General features: G+C 38.4%; 20 protein-coding genes and 3 pseudogenes. 18 read left to right on the top strand and 5 right to left on the bottom strand.

Annotation, left to right across the window (positions count from 1 at the left end):
* Positions 1 to 48: 48 nt before the first annotated feature.
* Positions 49 to 366, top strand: a pseudogene (locus DWY63_RS15015) (transposase domain-containing protein); the annotation flags it as partial.
* A 277-nt stretch (positions 367 to 643) separates the two neighbouring features.
* On the opposite strand, the gene DWY63_RS15010 reads toward DWY63_RS15015, so the two are convergent.
* Positions 644 to 1,621, bottom strand: a complete 978-nt coding sequence (locus DWY63_RS15010; protein ID WP_117802542.1) for an Abi family protein — start codon at positions 1,619 to 1,621, stop codon at positions 644 to 646.
* Between the two features lie 22 nt (positions 1,622 to 1,643).
* Positions 1,644 to 2,294, bottom strand: coding sequence for a helix-turn-helix domain-containing protein (locus DWY63_RS15005; protein ID WP_117802541.1), 651 nt, complete (start codon positions 2,292 to 2,294; stop codon positions 1,644 to 1,646).
* Between the two features lie 158 nt (positions 2,295 to 2,452).
* Between DWY63_RS15005 and DWY63_RS15000 the strand changes: the two genes are divergently transcribed.
* The 13 genes and pseudogenes from DWY63_RS15000 to DWY63_RS14940 all read left to right on the top strand — a co-directional run bounded on the left by DWY63_RS15000 (position 2,453) and on the right by DWY63_RS14940 (position 13,457).
* On the top strand, positions 2,453 to 2,641 hold the full coding sequence (locus DWY63_RS15000; RefSeq protein ID WP_117802540.1) for an HTH domain-containing protein: 189 nt from the start codon (positions 2,453 to 2,455) through the stop codon (positions 2,639 to 2,641).
* A 16-nt stretch (positions 2,642 to 2,657) separates the two neighbouring features.
* Positions 2,658 to 3,722, top strand: coding sequence for a site-specific integrase (locus tag DWY63_RS14995; protein WP_117802539.1), 1,065 nt, complete (start codon positions 2,658 to 2,660; stop codon positions 3,720 to 3,722).
* 8 nt (positions 3,723 to 3,730) lie between these two features.
* Positions 3,731 to 4,093, top strand: coding sequence for a plasmid mobilization protein (locus DWY63_RS14990; RefSeq protein WP_442857755.1), 363 nt, complete (start codon positions 3,731 to 3,733; stop codon positions 4,091 to 4,093).
* Between the two features lie 106 nt (positions 4,094 to 4,199).
* Positions 4,200 to 5,213: pseudogene (locus DWY63_RS14985) on the top strand (AAA family ATPase).
* Between the two features lie 68 nt (positions 5,214 to 5,281).
* Positions 5,282 to 5,515: a complexin-2 gene (locus tag DWY63_RS14980; RefSeq protein WP_117802537.1), complete on the top strand. Its 234-nt coding sequence runs from the start codon at positions 5,282 to 5,284 to the stop codon at positions 5,513 to 5,515.
* Positions 5,516 to 5,588: 73 nt separating this feature from the next.
* Complete coding sequence (locus tag DWY63_RS14975) at positions 5,589 to 5,837, top strand: hypothetical protein (RefSeq protein WP_117802536.1); 249 nt, start codon at positions 5,589 to 5,591, stop codon at positions 5,835 to 5,837.
* A gap of 133 nt (positions 5,838 to 5,970) precedes the next feature.
* Positions 5,971 to 6,673 (top strand): annotated as a pseudogene (locus DWY63_RS14970) (plasmid recombination protein); the annotation flags it as partial.
* Between the two features lie 238 nt (positions 6,674 to 6,911).
* Positions 6,912 to 7,265 (top strand): hypothetical protein, encoded by a 354-nt coding sequence (locus tag DWY63_RS18760; protein ID WP_147343083.1) that lies wholly within the window; start codon positions 6,912 to 6,914, stop codon positions 7,263 to 7,265.
* Between the two features lie 134 nt (positions 7,266 to 7,399).
* Positions 7,400 to 8,398: a S66 family peptidase gene (locus tag DWY63_RS14960; RefSeq protein WP_117802534.1), complete on the top strand. Its 999-nt coding sequence runs from the start codon at positions 7,400 to 7,402 to the stop codon at positions 8,396 to 8,398.
* Between the two features lie 520 nt (positions 8,399 to 8,918).
* Entirely contained in the window at positions 8,919 to 9,830 is a 912-nt protein-coding gene (locus DWY63_RS14955) for a reverse transcriptase domain-containing protein (RefSeq protein WP_330415500.1), read from the top strand.
* 14 nt (positions 9,831 to 9,844) lie between these two features.
* Positions 9,845 to 10,273, top strand: coding sequence for a hypothetical protein (locus tag DWY63_RS18210; protein WP_199607235.1), 429 nt, complete (start codon positions 9,845 to 9,847; stop codon positions 10,271 to 10,273).
* A 184-nt stretch (positions 10,274 to 10,457) separates the two neighbouring features.
* Positions 10,458 to 13,130: a DUF4116 domain-containing protein gene (locus DWY63_RS14945; RefSeq protein WP_117802533.1), complete on the top strand. Its 2,673-nt coding sequence runs from the start codon at positions 10,458 to 10,460 to the stop codon at positions 13,128 to 13,130.
* A 69-nt stretch (positions 13,131 to 13,199) separates the two neighbouring features.
* A complete protein-coding gene (locus tag DWY63_RS14940) occupies positions 13,200 to 13,457 on the top strand; it encodes a hypothetical protein (RefSeq protein WP_117802532.1) in 258 nt (85 codons plus the stop codon).
* Positions 13,458 to 13,636: 179 nt separating this feature from the next.
* On the opposite strand, the gene DWY63_RS14935 is transcribed toward DWY63_RS14940, so the two are convergent.
* A complete protein-coding gene (locus DWY63_RS14935; RefSeq protein WP_117802531.1) occupies positions 13,637 to 15,184 on the bottom strand; it encodes a PucR family transcriptional regulator in 1,548 nt (515 codons plus the stop codon).
* A gap of 249 nt (positions 15,185 to 15,433) precedes the next feature.
* Between DWY63_RS14935 and DWY63_RS14930 the strand changes: the two genes are divergently transcribed.
* On the top strand, positions 15,434 to 16,378 hold the full coding sequence (locus DWY63_RS14930; protein ID WP_117802530.1) for an NmrA family NAD(P)-binding protein: 945 nt from the start codon (positions 15,434 to 15,436) through the stop codon (positions 16,376 to 16,378).
* Positions 16,379 to 16,398: 20 nt separating this feature from the next.
* Positions 16,399 to 17,748: an aminomethyltransferase family protein gene (locus DWY63_RS14925; protein WP_117802529.1), complete on the top strand. Its 1,350-nt coding sequence runs from the start codon at positions 16,399 to 16,401 to the stop codon at positions 17,746 to 17,748.
* Between the two features lie 237 nt (positions 17,749 to 17,985).
* Here DWY63_RS14925 and DWY63_RS14920 read toward each other — a convergent pair whose 3' ends face one another.
* Together DWY63_RS14920 and DWY63_RS14915 are read right to left on the bottom strand one after the other, a co-directional pair.
* The gene (locus tag DWY63_RS14920) at positions 17,986 to 19,227 is read right to left on the bottom strand and encodes an IS256 family transposase (protein ID WP_117802528.1); all 1,242 of its coding nucleotides are present in this window, start codon (positions 19,225 to 19,227) and stop codon (positions 17,986 to 17,988) included.
* A 108-nt stretch (positions 19,228 to 19,335) separates the two neighbouring features.
* Positions 19,336 to 19,710 carry a helix-turn-helix domain-containing protein gene (locus tag DWY63_RS14915; RefSeq protein WP_117456480.1) on the bottom strand — a complete coding sequence of 125 codons (375 nt, stop codon included), beginning with the start codon at positions 19,708 to 19,710 and terminating at the stop codon, positions 19,336 to 19,338.
* Positions 19,711 to 19,927: 217 nt separating this feature from the next.
* On the opposite strand from DWY63_RS14915, the gene DWY63_RS14910 reads away from it, so the two are divergent.
* Together DWY63_RS14910 and DWY63_RS14905 are read left to right on the top strand one after the other, a co-directional pair.
* Complete coding sequence (locus DWY63_RS14910) at positions 19,928 to 20,803, top strand: tyrosine-type recombinase/integrase (protein WP_242998507.1); 876 nt, start codon at positions 19,928 to 19,930, stop codon at positions 20,801 to 20,803.
* A gap of 298 nt (positions 20,804 to 21,101) precedes the next feature.
* On the top strand, positions 21,102 to 22,143 hold a 1,042-nt coding region (locus tag DWY63_RS14905), incomplete at its 3' end, for a PucR family transcriptional regulator ligand-binding domain-containing protein (protein ID WP_199607233.1).

The following is a 22,143-nucleotide window of genomic DNA, read 5'->3' as shown; positions in this document are numbered from 1 at the left end:
TGGTGCAAGCGTAATTCATGAGTAACGTAGCAATATTTTGCGCTTACGAAAGTTTTTCTGGAAGATGGGGATGTTCCAATAGACAACAATGCCAGCGAACGTGCGATCCGTGGATTCTGTATAGGGAAGAAAAACTGGGAGATGATCGATACGGTCAATGGAGCCAATAGTTCAGCGATCATCTACAGTATCGCAGAAACTGCAAAGGCGAATAACCTGAAACCTTTCGATTATTTCGAATATCTGCTTACGGAGATTCCCAAACATGTAGATGACAAAAACATAGATTTTCTTGCAGAACTTCTGCCATGGTCAGATATGTTGCCCGAAAACATTAGAAAGCCGCAAAAAGCCAGCGGAAAATAAACAGACCGCAAAAGCGGTCTGCTATTTGTCAAGGTGCTCGTATTCTACCGTTTACTCGTATTCTACCGTTTACTTATTATTTGGCGCTTACCTTACTATGTCTGTTGAGTACAATTTATTTTTGAACAAAAAAATAGAACGCCGTCGCAACGCCGCCCTTACAAAAACGTAATACGTTTTTATGATTCTGATATTATTATATGTAGATAGAGCCAAAAAGTCAACAGATTTTGAAAAAAAGTATTGACAAATTTAACTAACTATGATTTGAAAATTTTTAAAAGAGAAAGTCAATAACCTTGCAAGCAAATTCGTAATTGCTTTTAATCAATTCATTTTTTAGAAAAAACCCTCCTTTTTGGAGCATTCGGTTGAAGAACAAATCTTCTAATTCTAGCGTTCTATGATGTTTCACCTTATCTGATACTATTAAAATGTAAGTATAAAGCAAAGCTATGAATTCAAGCATTGGACGACAAGAGAGTTTCTTCTGCCGTTGAGTGGTATTGATAGAAGCTATTTTTGCAATAGCCTGGCTAATTTCTGCAGGCGGACGAGAAGTTCCATGTGCCAAATCTGCTAATATACAATTATTATGTGCGGCTCCGTTTCTTAAACTCTTGACAAGGTTTATAACAGGGAAAGATATTTTGCTATATGATCTTGTGGAGTAGTAAAATTCGTAGAATTTTATAAAATCTCCAAAAGTAAGCATTTCTAAAAGGACCCAAGCTGGACAGTCATCATATAAGGTGATTTTGTTTTCTTTTTTCCCTTTTTTAGGGTTATATACTCGTTGGACTGTAAAGTACTTATGAATCAAATCACTTGTAAAGGGAGAAGCGCTGGTAGCTTCCAATTTGCCAATGATGTAGCTGTTGTGACTTAGAAATGTATTTACAATATCATAGCCATCGGTTGTGGAATCGGTTTCTATATCTTTTAACATTCGCACTTTAAGATCGTGTTCAATATCTAAACACATTTTTGATACTAAAAAACGAAAGTGCATATCGATGGTTGATAGCTCTTGCAAATAGGAAAAGTCAAGATCTATGTATTTCCCAATATTTAAACCGTTATTATATTTTTGATAATTTTTCCGATATGCAGCGGTGCGTAAGTAATTGTTTTTATCAGTAAGATACTCAGCAGCCTTTTCTTCAGTGATGTATTTAAAAGTGATGCCCTTACTTTTCATTTTAGTAATTAGCTGCGGAGCAGTTTGTTTTGGCTTATCTATTTTATTTGACATATATGCTCCTTATAACAAGTTTTCACTTCAAAGAATTAGGATTTACTTTTACTTTAACACCATTAGATGTATCAAGTAATATCTGGCTTTTCTGCAATTCCAATTCTACTTTTTCTTTCGTTTCTGCAATTTCATCAATAGCTGCTTGAGTAGCCTCGTTTGGATTTCCTCCAGCGGACTTCAAAGCACTATGGTAAATGAAATTCATTTTTTCCCACTTTAACAGGTCATTCAATACTTTGTAGCTTTTGACATTTAACAGAATATCCTGCAAGGATAATGTGTGTGCTTTCCCTCTGGTGGTATATCCAAATTCCAGATAAGAGGAAAGGATAGGATTGAATTGAATAGATACTGTCTCTTTTTTTAATAGCATATCTTCCCCACGTTCGCCACTGATCTGTAGGACGCCAGAATTACAAAGTACCATAAGCACGCCAATGAGGTCACCGACTGTTTTCAGACGGAGCCCGGCAGTGTCACTGCCGTTCAGTGCGTTATAACTAACACCGAGAGCAGCTGCGATCTTTTCTAATTGAGGAGGTTGTGGCTGCATTTTGTTTGTTTCATATTTTCGAATGGAAACAGGATGGATACCAGTTAATTCAGCCAATTTATCCTGTGTGATACCGATTTGTTTTCTGCAATACTTAATCTTTTCGCCTATGGTCATTTTTATCACCTTTCCTGTATCGAGATGGCTACATTATACCATGATTAAAAAAATTTTTCTATAGACATTTTAAAACACTGGACAATAGCGATGTCGCTACATATAATGAAAATATAAAAAGTAGCGAAAAAGCTATAATTAAGAAGGAGGAAAGAAATATGACAGGAGAAAACAAAATTTATATTACCGCAAGTGAACTCGCTGAGATGTTGGGTGTTTCTGTTGGACATGCTTATAAGATTATTCGTAAGCTGAATCAGGAACTGGCTGAACAGGGCTTCTTGGTCATTGCAGGCAAAGTTCCCAGATGTTATTTAGAAAAACGCTGGTATGGTTACGGTGCGTAGAAAGGAGAGGTAAGACATGAAAGCTGAAAAGGATCCTAAAACTGGAAAATGGCTAATCCAATACCGATTTACGGATTGGCAGGGAAAGCGCCGGAAATCAACAAAACGAGGATTTGCTACCAAGAGAGAAGCTGAGGAATGGCTGAGGACTTTTCTTGTCACACAAAAAGCCGATTTCGATATGAAATTTGAGGAGTTCCTGAAGATGTATTACGCAGATATGGAAACACGCCTGCGTGAGCATACCATGAGAACGAAAAAATATATTATCGATTTGAAAATTCTTCCGTATTTTGGACAGAAACGTGTGAATGATATTACCGCTGCGGATATCAGACGATGGCAGAACGAACTGATTAAAAAAGGTTACTCGCCTACCTATCTGAAAACAATCAATAACCAACTGAGTGCAATATTTAATTATGCGGTCAAGTATTATGACCTGAAAGGCAATCCCTGTACAAAAGCCGGAAGTATCGGAAAAAGCAGGGCAGAGGAAATGAGTTTTTGGACGATAGACGAATTCAGACAGTTTGTAGATTGCATCATGGATAAGAGGCAGTCATATATGTCCTTTATGATACTGTACTGGACAGGGATGCGTTTGGGAGAACTGCTGGCTTTGACCCCGGCAGATATAGATTTGGATAAACACACTATTTCCATTACAAAATCCTATCAGAGGCTTGGAAAAAAGGATGTTGTCACTCCACCAAAAACGCCTAAAAGCAAACGTCTGATTACAATTCCAGAATTTCTGGTAGTGGATATTAAGGATTATATGGATAGCTTGTATGAAGTGCAAGAAGATGACCGCCTATTTCCGGTTACAAAGTATTTCTTGGAACATGAAATGCAAAGAGGTATTAAGGCAAGCGGAGTAAAGAGAATCAGAATTCACGATTTGCGACATTCACACGCTAGTATGTTGGTTGAGCTTGGTTTTTCTCCATTGGAAATAGCAGATCGTTTGGGACATGAAAAGATTGAGACAACATTGAACACGTATTCTCATCTGTATCCTAATAAGCAGATCAAGATAGCTGATCGATTAGACAGTGAATATAAGGAGGCGTTGTAATAAGTGGGTTGGATAAAAACAGAAAACGGAATCAGACAATTTGTTTCCGGATGACACCGGAGGAACGTCGGGAACTGGAGGCTCGTATCATTGTCAGTGGAATGCCGAAAGGAAAGTATTTCATACAATCGTTGCTTTATCAGGAAATAAGGATTGCGGTTGGAAAATACCAGAGCGACAGATTAAGACTTGAAATACGAAGATTGAGGGAACGGTTGGAGGATATCAACACAGAAAATAAGGAACTGCAAGAGACATTGGTTGATTGCAGAGCGTTAATGAAACAGATTATTAAAATTACAGGTGGTGATTCAGGCGTAAGACTGATGGCAAATGATTTTAGAACGGTGATGCAGGATGATGAAAAATAAAATGCCTTTAAGTGTCGGCAAACACCTAAAGGCAGAGACTTGGTAGAAATTCCAAATCATTTACTAAAGGTATTCTACCAAAGTCTCCGTCATCTTTCAACAAGAAATGGAGGATATTTTGGATAAAAGAAGAATAGAACCGAACTTAAAATTGATTAATATGGAACAAGTAGAAGTGGAGAAAATCGACGGCTGCTCTATCCGTTTATTCCCTTCGGAAAGGTTACCATTGTACAGGGGGATCCTGGGGAGGGGAAGACAACGATGGTATTGCAGATTATTGCTAAACTGACAAAAGGAGAGGCGATACTGCCAGTTGATAAAAACACTGAAATAAAAGAGAAAATAACAGCTGCAGAGCCGGTAAACGTAATTTACCAAACTGCTGAGGATGGATTGGGAGATACGATAAAACCTCGACTGCTTGCAGCGGGGGCGGATTGCTCCCGAGTCTTAGTTATTGATGATAATGAACAGGCATTGACAATGATGGATGCAAGGCTGGAAGAAGCAATTATACAGACAAAAGCTCGTCTGGTGGTTCTAGACCCAATACAGGGATTCTTGGGAGCTGATGTGGATATGCACCGGGCAAATGAAATTCGTCCGCTTATGAAACGAATGGCTGTATTAGCAGAAAAACATCATTGTGCGATTGTTCTGATTGGTCATATGAATAAAAACAGTAATGGAAAATCTTCTTACAGAGGGTTAGGTTCCATTGACTTTCAGGCGGCAGCACGAAGTGTGTTGATAGTCGGACGGGTAAAAGATGATCCAGAAATCAGAGTAGTGTGCCATGTGAAAAGTTCGTTGGCTCCGGAAGGGAAATCTATTGCTTTCCGTCTGGATAAAAAAAAACGGATTTAAATGGATAGGAGAATATGATATCAGTGCGGATGATTTGCTTTCTGGTGACAACCGAGGACGGAAGGGGCGAGAGGCAAAGGAGTTTTTGATAGAGATATTGTCTGATGGAGCGATGGAACAGGCAAAAATAGCAGAGGAGGCAGAACACAGAGGAATTAAAAGTAAGACCATGTGGAATGCAAAGAAGGAATTGAAAATAGAATCCGTAAAAATTGGAAGTCAGTGGTTCTGGATGTTACCGGAGGAATAAAAATGAAGATGGCAAGATTTCCATTTCCTATAGATATGGTAATCTTGCTGCCTTGAATGGAGGTCATAATGAAAAGTGTACAGATAAATATGGATTTGTTTCGGAAATTACTCCTTTACCATGTGGGATTAGATGATTCTGGGGCAGAAGAAATCCGGAAAGGGTTGGAGAAAAAATTGGATGCAATGGTGCAGCATGAGCTATATGCGAAATATAAGACTGCACCTACCGAGGAAGAACGGGAAAGAGCCAGACTGGAATATTTGGACAGACGTGGAATGACGGATAGCTTCCGCTGGTAGTTTGCATTGATGATAACAGACAGGAGCGTGCCACGCTCCTGTGAATAGCAGATAAAGAGAAAGGTGTGGTTAGATGATCATTCAGCCAGAATGGGGAACCCGGAATGTGAACAAATATTTTTACGAAAGCGAAGCCCGGAGGATTGCCGCACTCAATGAGATTTTCGGAGAGGTGGAACTGACTGCGGCAGAAATGCGGACGCTGATATGGCTTGCCGGATGGGACGAATATACGATAGAAAATATACTGTCGGCTATTCGAAAAGCTATGGCTGCGGAAGTAAAACGGATGGAACAGCCGCCCGTCTGTAGGACGGAATAGCCCCCGGCAGGGCGCAACGGTACTTTTGATAGACGAAGGCTGTCGAAAGTGCTTTTGCGTTACTTTTGACAAAAGTAACAAAACTTATGTGCCGTATCCGGCACCTGTTTACTGAAAAAGGAGGAAATGCCGATTGAAAAGAACGATATCGGGTATGAAAGGAAAAGGTTCTTTATCCTACAATCGCAGAGAGTTTGTTGCAGAGAATGTTGACAATGAACGCAGCTATCGGAATATAGTTTATCGAGATGAAAATCTGCGTGAAGTTTACCATGAATTATTTGACGATGCGGTTGAACGATACAACGAAAAACAAAAACGTAAAGACCGGCGTATAGATGATTATTATGAAAAAATCCGAATTGGACGCCAGGAAAAATTATTTCATGAAGTTGTTATGCAGATTGGAAATAAAGACGATATGGGAGCCATGACGGAGAACGGCTTGCTGGCGGAAAAGATTTTGGATGAATATATGCAGGAGTTTGAAAAGCGGAATCCGACGCTTCGAGTGTTTGGGGCATATCTGCACATGGATGAAGCAACTCCTCATTTACACATTGATTTTGTACCTTATGTTTTCGGCTGGAAAGGGCGGGGAATGGATACAAAAGTATCTTTGAAACAGGCTTTAGCAGTACTTGGCTTTCAGGGGGGGTCTAAATCAAAAACAGAACAGGATCAATGGATAGACAGTGAAAAGAAACAGTTAGCTGCTACTATGGCAAGACATGGGATTGAATGGGAAAAAAAGAATACGCATGAAGAGCATTTATCGGTTCTTGATTTTAAGAAAAAAGAGCGTGCAAAAGAAGTTGCCGAGCTGGAAGCGAAATGTGCTGACTGTCAGGATGAATTAGGACAATTGGAGACGCAAATAGCTCTTGCAGGAACCGAACGGGAACAAATGGAGGCTGATACTCAGAAAGTAAAAGAAGAAGTACAAAAAGCAGAACAAAAGCTCCTGAAGCAACAAAAAAGATTAGAGAACTGGCTCCTACAGTGCAGGGATTAGAACGTCTTGCGGCTGAGTATTCTTTCAGACCAGAAGAATGGCTGCCGGAGATCGGAACTTTGGAATCTGCAAAGTCTTACCGGGATAAAAAAATTAAACCTCTATTGAAAGAAATTGTGAATGTACTGCACAGCCTTTACGTGAAGTATCGCACAATATCTAATAAATATGACAGATTGGAAATCTCTTATAATCAAGAATTGTCAGCGAAAGAGCGGATTCGTAATCGACTTGATGATGTGCTGAGTGAGAATGAACAACTTCGTAGTGTAGAAATGGATTATCAGAGAACAAAAGCGGTACTTGGTTCAGATGTGGTGCAGTCGGCAGTGAGGACAGCGAGACAGAGGGAACAGGCGATTGAGGAACAGAGATATGCTGTAAGAAGAAAACATGATAGAGGCGCAAGGTAATTTGATACAAAAGTATGGGTGGTCGTTCTAAGAGTAGGAACGCCTGCCTTTTTGTATAGATAAGAATTGCCAGAATAAGAGCAGAGGGATATAATTGAAACAATTAAACTGGAATTTCTGGAGGAACTTGAAATATGAAGGCAAGAAAATTAAAAGATGATATTACAATAGGCGTATTCTCTTCATCATCACCAATTTCTGCAACTGTTCCTGTTCGTTATGAACGAGGAGTCAAATATTTAGAATCTAAAGGTTATAAAATAATAAATGGGCAGTTATACCGAAAAAAGGATAACTACCGTTCTGGAACAATTCAGGAAAGAGCACAGGAGTTTAATCAACTCTTATACAATGAGGATGTTCAGATTCTAATGGCATCTATTGGCGGAAACAATACAAACTCAATTTTACCATATATTGATTATGAATATTTAAAGAAGCATCCCAAAATAATTATTGGATATTCAGATGTTGCCGCCTTATTGCTTGCTATTTACGCAAAGACAGGGCTAATTACTTTTTATGGACCGGCTGTTGCATCTTCGTTTGGGGAGTTGCCTCCTTTTGTTGATTGGACATTTGATAGTTTTAACTCTATGATAAAAGGGACAATATCTTTTCCTTATTGTTATGAAAAGCCAGAGGTTTGGACAGAAGAGTTTATCAATTGGGCTGAACAAGACAGATCAAAAGAGCAACTTGGAAATGATTGGATATGCGTGAATCCAGGGATTTGTCAGGGGAGAATGATAGGCGGAAATCTTAACACAATGGAGGGCTTTTTTGGAACTGAATATATGCCGGAGATTAAAAAGGGAGATATTCTGTTTATTGAGGATTCGTTAAAAGATGCGTGTACAATAGAACGTTCTTTCTCATTGTTGAAACTTGCTGGTGTATTTGAAAAAGTAAGTGGAATAATCTTGGGAAAACATGAAAAATTCGATGATAATGGAACTGGAAAATGTCCTTATGAAATTCTATTAGAAGTTTTAGGAGATACTAAAATTCCTATATTAGCTGATTTTGATTGTTGCCATACACACCCTATGCTTACTATGCCTATCGGATGTGAAGTGATGATGGATGCAGCAAATAAGAAAGTTGTATTGATGGAATCTCCATTGAATTAAGTAACAACTTTTGACTTAGAAAATCGATAAATCGGAATTGTGCGCCCAGACAAGGGCGAATAGTCTAACAGGTGGAAAGCCTGTCTGGTAAGGTCTAACCAACCACCAGTAGCGAGTCTTGGGTGGCTGTCAGTAATGGCAGTTGCTAAGCGTAGACAGCGAGGAAATAGAGAGTGTGATTGAGCCTCGAAATTTTGACATCCAGAAAGCTGACGCTTTAATTCCAGCGGAAAGCAACATAAACCGAATCGTTATGGTAAGAAGTGGTTTACTTCTGCGGGGTCAAAGAGCACTTTATGTTTCACATAGTGACTGTTCAGTCAACTGGGGAGAGCCTATTGTTTCTTGCTACTGCAAGTATGACAAACAACTGCAAAACAGAAGAATGTCAAAAGAACAATAGGCAGTCGGATAGCTTCATAGTACCGTAGAAATTGGGTAATGCCAACGGAGGAAAGGGAGCTACATAATAATGGTCTTTCTGAGGACACATCAACCGTACTCATGGACGGAGGTATTGATGGAAACAAAATTAGAAAGAATAGCAGAAATATCGGCGCATTCGCCAAGACCAGAGTTCACATCGTTGTATCATTTAATCAATAAAGAAATGCTTTTGCAATGCCACAAAGAATTAGATGGTAGCAAAGCGGTTGGTATTGATGAAATTACTAAGAAAGAGTACGAGAGAAATCTGGAACAAAACATAGATGACCTGGTGGAAAGATTGAAAAGAAAATCCTACAAGCCACAGCCATCAATAAGGGTATATATTCCCAAAAGCAATGGAAAACTTCGACCATTAGGAATTGCGTGCTATGAGGACAAAATGGTTCAGTTAGCACTAAAGAAGATATTGGAAGCTATTTATGAACCGAGATTTCTGAACTGCATGTATGGGTTCAGACCTAACCGAGGATGTCATGATGCAATAAAAGAACTATACAAGAGATTAAACAACACTAAAATCTGTTATATCGTGGATGCTGATATAAAAGGCTTCTTTGACCACATGAAACATGAATGGATTATCAAGTTCCTCTATCTCTATATCAAAGACCCTAACATTATAGGTCTCGTCAAGAAGTACCTTAAGGTAGGAGTGATAGATGGAGGAGAACTGATGATGAATGAAGAAGGGTCGGCGCAGGGAAATATAATAAGTCCAATCCTTGCAAATATATACATGAGAAGCATTTGTCCGTTCTGGATTTTGAGAAAAAGAAGCGGGCAAAGGAGGTCGCAGAGTTGGAAGCAAAGAAAGCGGAATTGCAGGAAGAAAACGCTACTTTTCAAGAAATCAATGAAGATTTGCATGAACAGTTGTTGCAGGTTGATGATGAGATTTGTTCCTTACAGGAAGATTTGCAGGAGTCCCAGCAGGAATCAGAGAAAGCGCAGAAACAGGCGGACAAATACCAGAAGCGCATGAATGAACTTGCTCCTATGGTTAAGAACATGGAGAAGCTGGCGGCGGATTTTTCCGCAGACCCGGAGCAGACGCTTCCAGAAGCAGCAGTTATGGAACCTGCAAAGTCGTATCGGGAAAAGAAAGCAAAGCCGTTGGTAAAGAAAATCGTACAAGTCATGCGCTCTGTTTATTCGGCGTATCTGGATATTTCAAATAAGTTTACAAAGCTGCAAACGGCATATAACAGGGAACGGAGCGGAAACGAGCGGCTGACAAACAGGCTGGAAGAAGTCTTGGAAGAAAACCGGGAATTGAGGATAGTGGCGGCAGATTTTGGGCGTATAAAAGCTGTGGTCGGCTCTGAACAGGTTAATGCGATGATTGACCGGGCAAAGCAGCAGGAACAGATAGAAGCCGAGCAGAAACGGGCTGCAAGGAGAAAACATAATCGGGAAGCCCGTTGACAGACGGAGGGCTGCTTAAAGCCCTCTTAGCTGCCATGGAGCGAATCCCCGCCAGTTAGTCAAGAGCGGTGTAGTCGTTCAGTTCACTCTTGAATGGCTGGTGGGGATTTGCTGTTTCTCTTTACTCTTTCCAATGAAGAAGCTATAATTAAGTTATGAAAATTAGAGAAAGGGTTAGGGGAGAATGGATATTATAAAGGAATTAAAAAGAGATGGTATGTTGCTGAAAAAGATTCCTAAAAAAGAGCAAACGATAGAACTTTGCAAAGCGGCTATTAGACAAAATCCTTTAGCCTTACAGTTTGTGTCCAGAAAGTGCTTAGATTCCAAAATGTGTTTGGCAGCAGTAAAAAAGAATGGACAAGCATTTCGGTATGTCCCTGAACAGTTTGTTACTAAACGAATGTGTGAATTAGCAGTTGAAGCAGCCCCGGAATTATTGAATAATGTGCCAGAAAATTTTAGAACATCAACGATTTGTATAAATGCGATTAAAAAAGATGTAAACATATTGTCGCTTATTTCACAGAAAAAAAGATATGAATTGTTTGATGATAATACGGAAATTGATTTAATAGAAAAAATTGTTGCACATAACCCTAAGTGGTTAGTGTATATGCCTAATCGCCCAGATGTGAAGGCATTATGTATAAATTATATGGAAGAAGATTTTTCTATTGCACAGTATATGCCAGAACAGGTGAAAATATCTGAAGATATTTTGAGTTATCAAAAATCAAAAGGGAAAATACAATTTACACACAAATATTATGATTCTGAGGAGAAAAAGTTTAATGTCAAAATTAAAGTGGTATGTGGGCATCATAAATCAATATTTGACGACAAAAAGATAATAGAAGAATCATATTGTGTCCAAGAAAAATTTGAAGATTTTGGCAAATTCTATGTTTTTTTAGAAGGAAATCTTTTTGATGCCGAGTTGAGAAGTTTTGATTTTCGTGGAATTGATTTAAGAAATTATAATATTGAAGGTGCAATTATTAATAGTGAGATATTGCAATCGCAAGGACTATATGACGGAACATATTTTGCTGCTATAAAAAAGACTTTGGAAACTGACGAAATTATGGAAAATAATGAAATTATGATACCTGATGAATTTTGTTATCCTAAGCCCGTTGACGATGATGAACATGAACGGTTTGATATTAACCATATTCCGTTTTTTTATATTAGCGATATCCATTTGGCACATCGAGTTTGCAATAAATTTAAGGATAAGGCAACAAAAGAAGAAATACGTTCATATATAAAATTTTTGGCAAGAAGCATGGTTCGCTCCATTGGAACTAGACCATTTAATAGTTATTTGCTGATTGCAGGGGATACTTCATCTATTTTTGAGTTTACGGTTATCTTTTATAATGAGCTTATACAGGGGTGGAACCCAAATCAGATAGTGGTTGTGCCTGGTAATCACGAATTATGGGATCCTTATGTTGAGATGGAAGATAATGTAGAGATATATAGAAAATTTTTTGCGAAATTAGGTATAGTATTTTTGCAAAATGATTTAATGTGTGTAGAAGATAGAAAAAAATGTGAAATATTCAGTGAAGCAGAAATACAGAAAAAGAGCAAAGAAGAGTTACGGAATAAGGCTCAATGTAGTTCGGTTATTATTTTAGGTGGAATAGGATTTAGCGGTTTAAATAAAAAATTTAATGCGTCAAATATACGATATGGGAAAAGTTTTGATGAATTATCAAGAGAAGCAGCGTGGAAGAAAGATATACAAGAGACAAATCGTTTTAATACTATATACACAAAAATACTGGAATGTTTAGGGAAAAATAGAGTTATAGTCCTTACGCACGTCAAGAAAGGGGACTGGAATACAGAAGTACACAATCCATATTGGATATATTTGAACGGACATAATCACCAAAACTTTTATGAAATAAGCGATAGGAGAACTATATATGCTGATAATCAAATTGGATATAGAGCAAAGAATATTGGATTAAAATATTTCTATTGTGATAATGATTATGACATATTTGCTTATTATCAAGATGGAGTACATGAAATAACAAAGGAGCAGTATATTGATTTTAACAGAGGGAAATTGGTTTCCATGTCATTAAAAAGGGAAGATGGAACAATTTATATGTTAAAAAGAGATAATATGTATTTATTTTTAATATATTGCGAATATTCAAAACGTTCAAGAGGAAAATCTCTTTATCTTATGAACGGTGGCAAATTGGGGAGATTAAGACGAAATAGACTGGAAGATTTATCTTATTATTATGCTAATCTTGAAAAATATGCGGAAAATGTAAATCAACTACTATATAGATATGCAGGAGGTCAACAGAAGCTTTCTGAATTTATTAAGCATCTCGGAGGTTCTGGAAAGATACATGGTTGCATTGTTGATGTGGAAAGACCAAACGAACTAGAAGGATTTTCATATTGTCATTTATTTGTTAATCCGCTAGATGGAAAAGTAACGCCATATTTTGCTTATGATGTAAAATCAAGAATTGTTTACAAAGATTTAAAAACCCTGTTGCAAGCGCATGATAGCTGCAAGTTAATGGCTAATAATTATTTGCGGATTGAAAAAGAAGCTGCAAATAATTTGCCGATTGTCCAATATTCGGGGCAGATGGAAGAATGGGAAAATGAAGATGCTATGTATGATGAGGGTAGTTATCTTTATAAAATTTCTCGAATTATAAAAAGTTTGCAATATTGCACAGAGAAAAATATTGTGCGTTTATGGAATGAAGAACTGCTGAATTATGATTTTGTAAATCGGATTAAACAATCGAATCAGATTGATGAAATTGTAGATGATAGACTAATGATTGATGAAAAGAGTGTTTAATGGTAATGTTACGATTTAGATGCTCTGGAATCCTTATATTTTGAGAGATTCCAGATACATAGGAGACTAATGATTAAGAGAGGGTTGAAAAACTGGAAGGATATTTCTGATTTGCAAGGAATGCTATTTTTTGTACAGCGGATGGATGAATTGCTTTTTCATTATTCAATGGATACATATAAAACACCAACGTTAAATATAAAATTATTATTACGTGAATATTTGGAAACTGTTGATAGTATTAAAGAGGGGTTGCTAAAGGATAAAAATGAGCCTCCAATATTTGAAGAAATTGTGTGGTCTTTGAACACCGATTGCGGGAGATAATTATAGTTTGTTGTTTATGCTTGCATCCATATGTATGGTAATTATGTTCCTCTGTGGGCTGTTACTCCCTCAGTTCGGAAACAATCAAAAGTAAGAATCACAAAATAAATGAAAATCTTCCTATGTTGCAATGAAATTGCTGTCGCAAGCCAAATTTCAAGCATAGGAGGATGTCCAAATTAGAGTGTTTCGCAGATGAAGCAGGATATTAATAAATAGAGAAGCATATTTTCATCCAGGTAATCCAGTGAAATATGGAGCAGGTCTTCGATTTTTCGTAGCCGGTAGATCAAGGTGTTTCTATGAAGATGAAGCGTCCGGGCAGTCTCCGCTATATTTCTTCCGTTGATAAGATAGCATTTTAAATTATGAATGAGTGTGAGATCCTGCTCCATATGGCTTTGCCACAGGGATAAAACAGCTGGGTGGCAGAAGCCCGGCAAGGAGTTTTTTTCCTTAAGGACACCATATAAAACATGTAGAAAGGCTTCATCAAACCTTTGAATATGTTTTTGAGGCTCCAAAGGGTAAGATTTCATAAGCCTGCATTGTCCATATGCCATGGAAAGCTCCGTGAATCTAAAAAAACGGGTGCTTATATAGACCTTAAGGGAAAGCCGTTTTAGCAAATCCTCCAGTGCGGCGTATGATTTTTCATAATCAGGATCAAAATCCCGCCTGCGGCAAACCGCAACAATAGAATGTTCAAAATAGAGGACAACTCCATGAGGCAGAATGTTTTTTATCTGATGAATATAGGCAGACTGACGGGTATCCGAGACGTCAGATTCCGGAAGGGAAAATTGATAAAGATACCAAATATCCTCGTTCGTATAATTTCTGGCTTGGAGATAATAAGAGGTAGAAAGCTCATCTGCCGGATATCCCTGTAAAAGCCGTATAACATAATAGTTTTCTTCATCCTGCAAAAGAAAAGGCTGAATCTGGTGATTCATAGCAAGCTCTGTAAAATGAACGACTTCTAATAACAAAGCCTTTTGTGCTTCCGTAAAGGGACCGTTCATATCTGTCGTACCGAATGCTCCAAAGTTTTTTCCCTCAAAATAAAGCGGAGCGGTCAGAGAGTGATGGGATGGATCCTGACGAAAGACGCTGGAGATTAAGCGGTTTCCGCTGTGAATTTCCTGCATAACTCTCTGGTGTTCGTCAGGATATATGGATTCTGTCGGTGTAAAGCCGAAATTGATAACCTCGTCCCAGAGAGTTCCCTCGATTTTTTCCTGAAATTTCCCGGTATAATGCAGCAGCTTTCCGGTTGGAGAAAAAAGGGCAATCGGGTTGCAAAGAAAGGTGGCCGCATAATCAAGCAGATCTGAAACGTCTTTGTTTTCGATAATTATCTTTAGGCATTGCTCATACCAGGCATAGTACTTATCAAAAATATCCAGAAACTCATGGAATACCTTATGAAAAGGCTCGTCCGTATATAAGATGGCGGCATGCTCCATCCAGGAAGGGTTTATCTGTCCCTCCTTTGATCCGGTTTTGGTACAGAAAATCAGGAACCGGGGCTTACGTATATCCCATTCCCTATCAAGGAAAGAGCTCTCTTGTGTTAAATACAGAAAATCATTATCGATTATTTCCATGGAATCATCAAGCATGCGGGCATGCCGGAATAATTGATCTAAGCCCGTAGATTTATAAAAAATCCTGTATTTATCAGGAATCCAGTCAAGGATGACAGAAATGCTCATAGATTTCATTGCAAAAAACTCCTTTGGTTATTTTTGACGAAAAAAGACGGTATAAATGAATTATATAACTGATGACGGGAGATGGCAACTGCTTTACTATGGATATATAGGAAACACTGTTCAGGCGCCGACAGTTAGAGAGGAGATAATATAATTCAGACAAAAGGAAGGAGGCAATAAAAAGAGCTGAGGGAGTATCCTATAAAGGGGTATCGATTTTTTAATATTATAACTATATAATTGAAAGGATTATTTTTTATGAAAAAGATATTGTTAAATGGAGTAGACGGAAATTTTGGAAGCAGATCAGCCCGTGTATTGCTGGAAAAATATCCTCATGAAGCTTTGATTTTTACGGCTCCAACAAAAAATGGTCTTGAAAAATACCAGGAAATGGGCATTGAAACCAGAATTGCCGATTTTAACAATGCGGAAAAACTGACGGAAGCATTTAAAGATGCGGATACAGTTATTCTGATCTCCATGCCATTCGTTGGACAGAAAAGAAGAGCGGCACATAAAATTGCAATTGATGCGGCTGTGGCGGCAGGTGTAAACAAACTGGTTTATACATCGATTGTAGGAGCCGGACATGAGGATATCAATGCTTACGAAGTAAACGATCATGTATGGACCGAAAGGTATATCAAAAAACAGCCCATCCATTATTTGATTCTTCGGGATTCCCAATATGCGGAAGCAATGGTCTCCACATTTGTGGAAGCAGTTGAAAATACAAACGGCATCATCCGCAATAACATGGGAGATGGGAAAATGGCATTTGTTTCGAGGGATGACTGTGCGCTTGCGGCGGCCTGTGCGGCAATGTCTGATTGGGAAGATCGAATTGTTGATATAAATGGAGCCGAGCTTCTGACAATTGCACAGTACATGGCAATCGCCTCGGAGGTTACGGGTAAAAAGACGGAATATCAATATATCAACGATGATGAGATGTATGAGTTCTTTGACTCCATCGGCGTTCCAAGGACAACGGAGGAAATGTGGGCGGACACGGCGAAGAACTTTCCATTTTGCTCAGATGGAATGGTGTCCTTTGGCAGGGCAATCCGTCTGAATCAAATGAGTACATTTACAGATGATTTTGAAAAGCTGACAGGGCAAAAGCCCATCACGGTAAGAGAAATGTTTGAAGATATGGAAAATCATTTAATCGGAACAAGAACATCTACAGATAATTAAAAACAGTAGGAGGACGAAAAATGGCAGAAATGATGAATCCGGCGCTGGAAGGCGCCACCTTATTGTTCCCACAGGGACCTTTTATTACGGCATATGCTTATACGGGTGTGGAGGATGAGATCAAGGCATATCAGACCAGCGCATGGATTGGAACGGCGCTTATGACATCCCCCATTTATGATGTATACGGACCGGATGCCGTTAAATTAATGGGACAGGTTTGTACAAATGATTTTACCACGCTGGGAATGAACGGCATACGCCATGCCGTAATGTGCAATGAGAAAGGTCAGATTCTGACAGACGGCGTTGTAATCCGTATCGGAGAAGATCGTTACAGAACCTACTGGCTTGATCCGGTGATCTCTTATTATGTCAATACATCAGATCTGGATGTGCATGGCGAAAACATGAGCGGAAAGGAATATTTTATCCAGATTGACGGTGAAAAGTCCTTAGAGATTCTGGAAAATGCATTCCAGGCCAATCTTCACGACATCAAATTCGGCAGACATAGAATCCAGGAGGTAAACGGAAAACAGGTACGCATCATCCGGCTTGGCATGTCCGGCAACCTTGCTTATGAAATTCACGGAGATATGGCGGATTATGCGGAGATCTATAATCTGGTATGGGCGGCAGGTGAAAAGCTGGGAGCAAGAAAGCTTGGGCTCCAGGCTTATAACCTGTTTAACCATACGGAGGCTGGATTCCCGAATATCAATCTTCACTATCCGCTTCCGTGGCTGGAAACCAGCGAGAAAATGACAGAATATATGCGCACAGTGCCTCAGTTATCCATGTTCAATCTCAATCGAAGGCTTCTCGGAAGTGTGGGGGATGATCTTCAGGCTCGCTTTGTTACTCCCTATGATGTGGGATGGGATTTCCTGATTAAATATAATCATGACTTCATTGGAAAAGAAGCCCTTCTTGAAATGTCGGAAAAGCCACAAAAAAAATGCGTAACCCTGGAATGGAACGCCAAGGATGTGGCAGAAGTCTTTGCAACCATGCTCAGCCCTGGGGAGGAACCCTGCGAGGATATTACCAAACCATCCGCTCTTGAATACTATTTCTGTGTCAGAGAGTTTGGTTTTGAGTACCGGGCAGATAAGGTGCTGGCTGCAGATAAGGAGATCGGGATCACAAGCGGAAAAATCATCTCTTATACCTATAACAGCATGATTTCTTTGGCCTTTATTTCCGCAGAATATGCCAAAGAAGGAACGGAGCTTGAAATACTCTGGGGAACGCCGGGAACCCGCCAGATGAAGGTTCGCGCAAAGGTTGCCAGATTTCCGTATAATCAGGATTATATCCGTAATGAAAAGCGGGATGTTTCGGATATACCTGTTTTTGAAAGATGAAACCGGAGATGATTACATAGGGAAAATAAAATTTATGTGTTCCCCTGCAGAGTTTTCAAGCTTTGCAGGGGATCTGCGAGACTGTGAGAAAAAGTCTGTAAATAAGATTCTTCTATGATATGCAAGGGTGGCAAGCCTGAAAATCAGGCTTCTCACCCTTGTTTTATATATAACAGTTGTTGAATGGCATGTCAAGAGCAGGCGGTTTTCCGCCCGTCTTATTCGCCTGTTTATTCGTTACTCTGGGAGGCGTCCTTCGTACATAATACTCAGTTCACCATACACCTGTGCCCAGTTGCGGATCGTACTGGTCCATTTCTTCGTAGCTTCAAATGTGGCAAGATGCAGTGCCTTTAATAGAGCTGTATCGCTTGGAAATACGCTTCTCTGGCGATTCAGTTTCCGGTAGGTAGAATTCAGGGATTCAATAGCATTTGTAGTATAAATCACCGTTCTGACCGTCGTTGAAAATTTAAAGATCGGCGAGATTGCGTCCCTGTTATCCTTCCAGCGCTTCATGGAATTCGGATATTTCGGTGTCCATTTTTCTGTTACACGCTCTAAGGCTGCCAGAGCTTTCTTTTCATCTGTGGCCTGATAAATGGTTTTCAGATCCGTAGCGAAGGCTTTTATGTCTTTATCCGGGACATATTTCAACGTGTTTCTTACCTGGTGTACAATACAGCGCTGGTATTCCGTCTTTGGAAAAGCTGCTGCGATCGCTTCTTTGATTCCGGTTAAACCATCGGCACAGATGATTAATACATCTTTGACACCACGATTTTTCAGTTCATTCATAATGGAAAGCCAGTATTTTGCGCTTTCGTTATCGCCAACACTGATGGTTAAAACTTCTTTTTTTCCTTCCGTGTTGATTCCCAGAATCACGTAAGCAGCAAGCTTTCGGATCACGCCATTATCCCTTACAGAATAATGGATTGCATCAATGTAGAGAATGGGATAGACCTCGTCCAGTGGCCGGTTCTGCCAGTCTTCGATCTGTGGCAGGATCTTATCAGTCACATCAGAAATAAAGCTTTCAGAAGTTTCAAAGCCATAAATATCTTCGATGGTTTCGGAAATCTGCCGGGTAGTCATTTCTTTGGCATACATGGAAATGATCTTCTGATCAATATCGGAAATATCTTTCTGACGTTTTTTCACAATCTGTGGTTCAAACGTTGATTTGCGATCCTGTGGCACTTCGATTTCCATCGAGCCATACCGGCTGTTGACCTGTTTCCGCTTATAACCATTGCGATAATCATCATTATCTGAGCGTTCGGATTTTTCGTAACCAAGATGATCATCCATTTCAGCTTCCATCATTTCCTTAATGGTGCCGCCTAAAAGATCCTTGAGCGCATCCTGAATGTCTTCTGCAGACTGGATATCGTACTCTTCCAGGAGCTGATGGATGATGTTTCGTTTTCCTTCTGTCATTTGTACACGATGTACAGGTTTCTTTTGTCTTGCCATAATAAAAGGCCCTTCTAATGATATTTATTGTATCATAGAAGAACCTTATAAACATTATTTTACAGAAAAAGTTTCATCCTCTCAAAAAAGGAATGGAAAGTTACTGTTTTAGTAGCTTCCATTCCTTTTTTGAGAGAGAAGGGTAATTTCTTTCTGATTAAAAAGGTTGTTACATTCATCTATAATAGCTTCAACTGTGCGTACCTGTGAAGGAGTGAGTCGACGGAGCTTATCTGAAAGAATCAACAGATCCTTATCTATAATTTCACCAGTGAGTAAATAATCGGCACTTACTTCTAAAGCAGAGGAGATTTTTAGCAGATTTTCAGGCCTCATTGCTCGCTTCCCTGATTCAGCATAAGAAACAAACTGGGTAGTGACTTCCCCTTTTTCTGCAAGTGCTTCTTGAGTGAGTCCCAGCTTTTTTCGACGATCCATAATTCTTTTTCCGATTTCCTGTAAACATAATTCGCTATCCGACATTAGTATAAGACATCTCCTCTCGTATTGTTAAATTATATCCACAATAGATGATAAAAATAAGCGTCTACTGTTGACTAAAATCAACAATACGATATATAATCGGAGATAAATATTGAAAAATCTTGGATGCATAACAAGTAGAAAAAGTAGTGTATGGGAATACAAAAAAGCGAACAGCTATAATGAAAGAAAATGAATTCTCAGGAGGACTATGATTATGGAACAGATGGATTTTTCAATAGAGCTATCAGAAAGTGAGATAGAAAAATTTGCAGATTATCTATACCAGAAAGAAAATGCAAAGGCAACAATCAATAAATATATGGCAGATATAAAAAAGTTTTTATCTTTTTTGGCAGATGATAAGCGGATCAATAAAAAAGTATTGTTGCAATATAAAGAATGGCTTGCTCAAAAATATGCTGTCAATAGTGTTAATTCAATGCTTGCCGCCTTGAATCAGTTCCTGGAATTTTTGAATGTAGGAAAGCTGAAAGTGAAAAGAATAAAAGTGCAGAAGCAGCCTTTTTTACAGGATCAGAAAGAATTGACAGAAAAAGAATGCAGGAAATTGATTGCAACAGCTATGGCAGAAGGAAAAGAACAGCTTGCATTGTGTATTGAAACAATAGCATGTACAGGAATTCGGATTAGCGAAATAAAATTTTTTACAGTGGAGCGTGTAAAATCTGGAAAGATAGAGATTTATAATAAAGGAAAGTATAGAAGGATTTTTTTGCCGAAGGTATTGCAAAGGAAACTTCTTTCCTATTGCCATAATAACCAAATAGCAGAAGGTTGGATATTTGTCACGAAAAATGGGAAGTTAAAAGACAGAAGTAATATTTGGAGAGAAATGAAACGATTAAAAGAAAAGGCAGGAGTAGCAGAATCAAAAATATTCCCGCATAATTTTCGACATCTATTTGCAAGAATTTATTATAAAGTGACAAAAGATATTACAGGTCTTGCTGATTTACTTGGACATAGCAGTATCAATGTAACGAGAATATATACAGCAACTACAGAAACAGTGTTCCAAAAGAAGCTGGATAAGATTGTCGAACAGGAAATATTGGAATGTACAACATAATATCTGTTATGTTGTACAGTGCCTCTATTAACCTGTTCTACCCTATTTCTGCAAGTCATTCATTTCCTCTAAAAGATAACTTTAAGCAATAAAAATAATAAAGATTATAGCCAATTTACCAAGAGCGGTACTTAAATAGGGCACAGCTACCAAAAAATCAGAAAGGAACTATGTAATATGAACAGCATAACAGATAGCAGGGTGTTATTTAACATTATATCGTACGAAACTTAATCTGTCCATAAACAACATAACAGATATTATGTTGTATTGATTTGGCAATGGATAAGGAGTAACGATGGGATATACTGTAAGAAAATTACTTGAATCAGAACAATTTCCAAAAATGAAGCTGCTTTGCGGTGAAAAAGGTCTAGATTTGGAAGTGAAAGGCATTCGAATAATCGAAATTGAAGATATGGAGCGATACCTGACGGGTGGTGAAATACTCATAACCAGTCTTCAGGTATATTTATCATGCAGTGATCGAGAAGTAGAGCAGCATTTTGAAGATTTAGTTAAAAGTGATATAAGTGGATTCATTGTAAAGAAAAGAAAAGAATATGATCCTACAGGACGCAGATTGAGTTTATTAGAAAAACACTGCAAAAAATATGAAATTCCTCTGGTAGAAATTCCAGAAGATTTATATTACTGGGGAATTATCCGCCATGTTATAATGCAGGTATTCGATAAAGAAACTGCACGCTTAAAGTATTTTAAAATCACACATGATAATTTTAATACGTTTATTTTAAAAAATAATGGATCAAGCAATACAGCAAGTGATATTATCAAATTTTTAAGTATCATGATCGAGAATCCTGTTGTATTGTATTATGGTAATCTTAATTGTATGGTTTCAACAAACTCGGACAACTCCAAGTTAATATTGTCAGATGAAATTCAGCCATATAAACCCAATATTATTACGAAATTTCAATATATGAAGCAGATGAAGGGAAGCCGTGTTCAATATGTAGTGAAATTTGCCATATTGAATGAGGTGGAAATATATATAACAATAACAGAAGAAAATAGAGAACTGATAGAACTTGATTATATGGCAATCGAAAATGCGATTATTAACTTGCAGTATGGATTTTTGAGTGAATTTGCACAGGATGAAGTGAAAAAGAAGTATCAGAGAGATATTATCCATAATATTCTGAATGGATTACTGAGTTCGAAAGAAATGACTGAAGCGGCAGCACAGCTCGGCATGAAAGAAAGCGATACTTACAGGGTTGTTGATTTTCATACCATCAAAAAAAATGTACAAAGAAAATATACAAAAGAACAGCTTCATGAAGTAGGTGTTATCGTGGGTGAATTGACGT

Origin of the sequence: Blautia sp. AF26-2 (genome assembly GCF_003460955.1) — a bacterium.
GTDB lineage: Bacteria > Bacillota > Clostridia > Lachnospirales > Lachnospiraceae > Fusicatenibacter > Fusicatenibacter saccharivorans.
The sequence above is the reverse complement of the archived record's forward strand: the minus strand, read 5'-3'. Positions and strand labels throughout refer to the sequence as shown.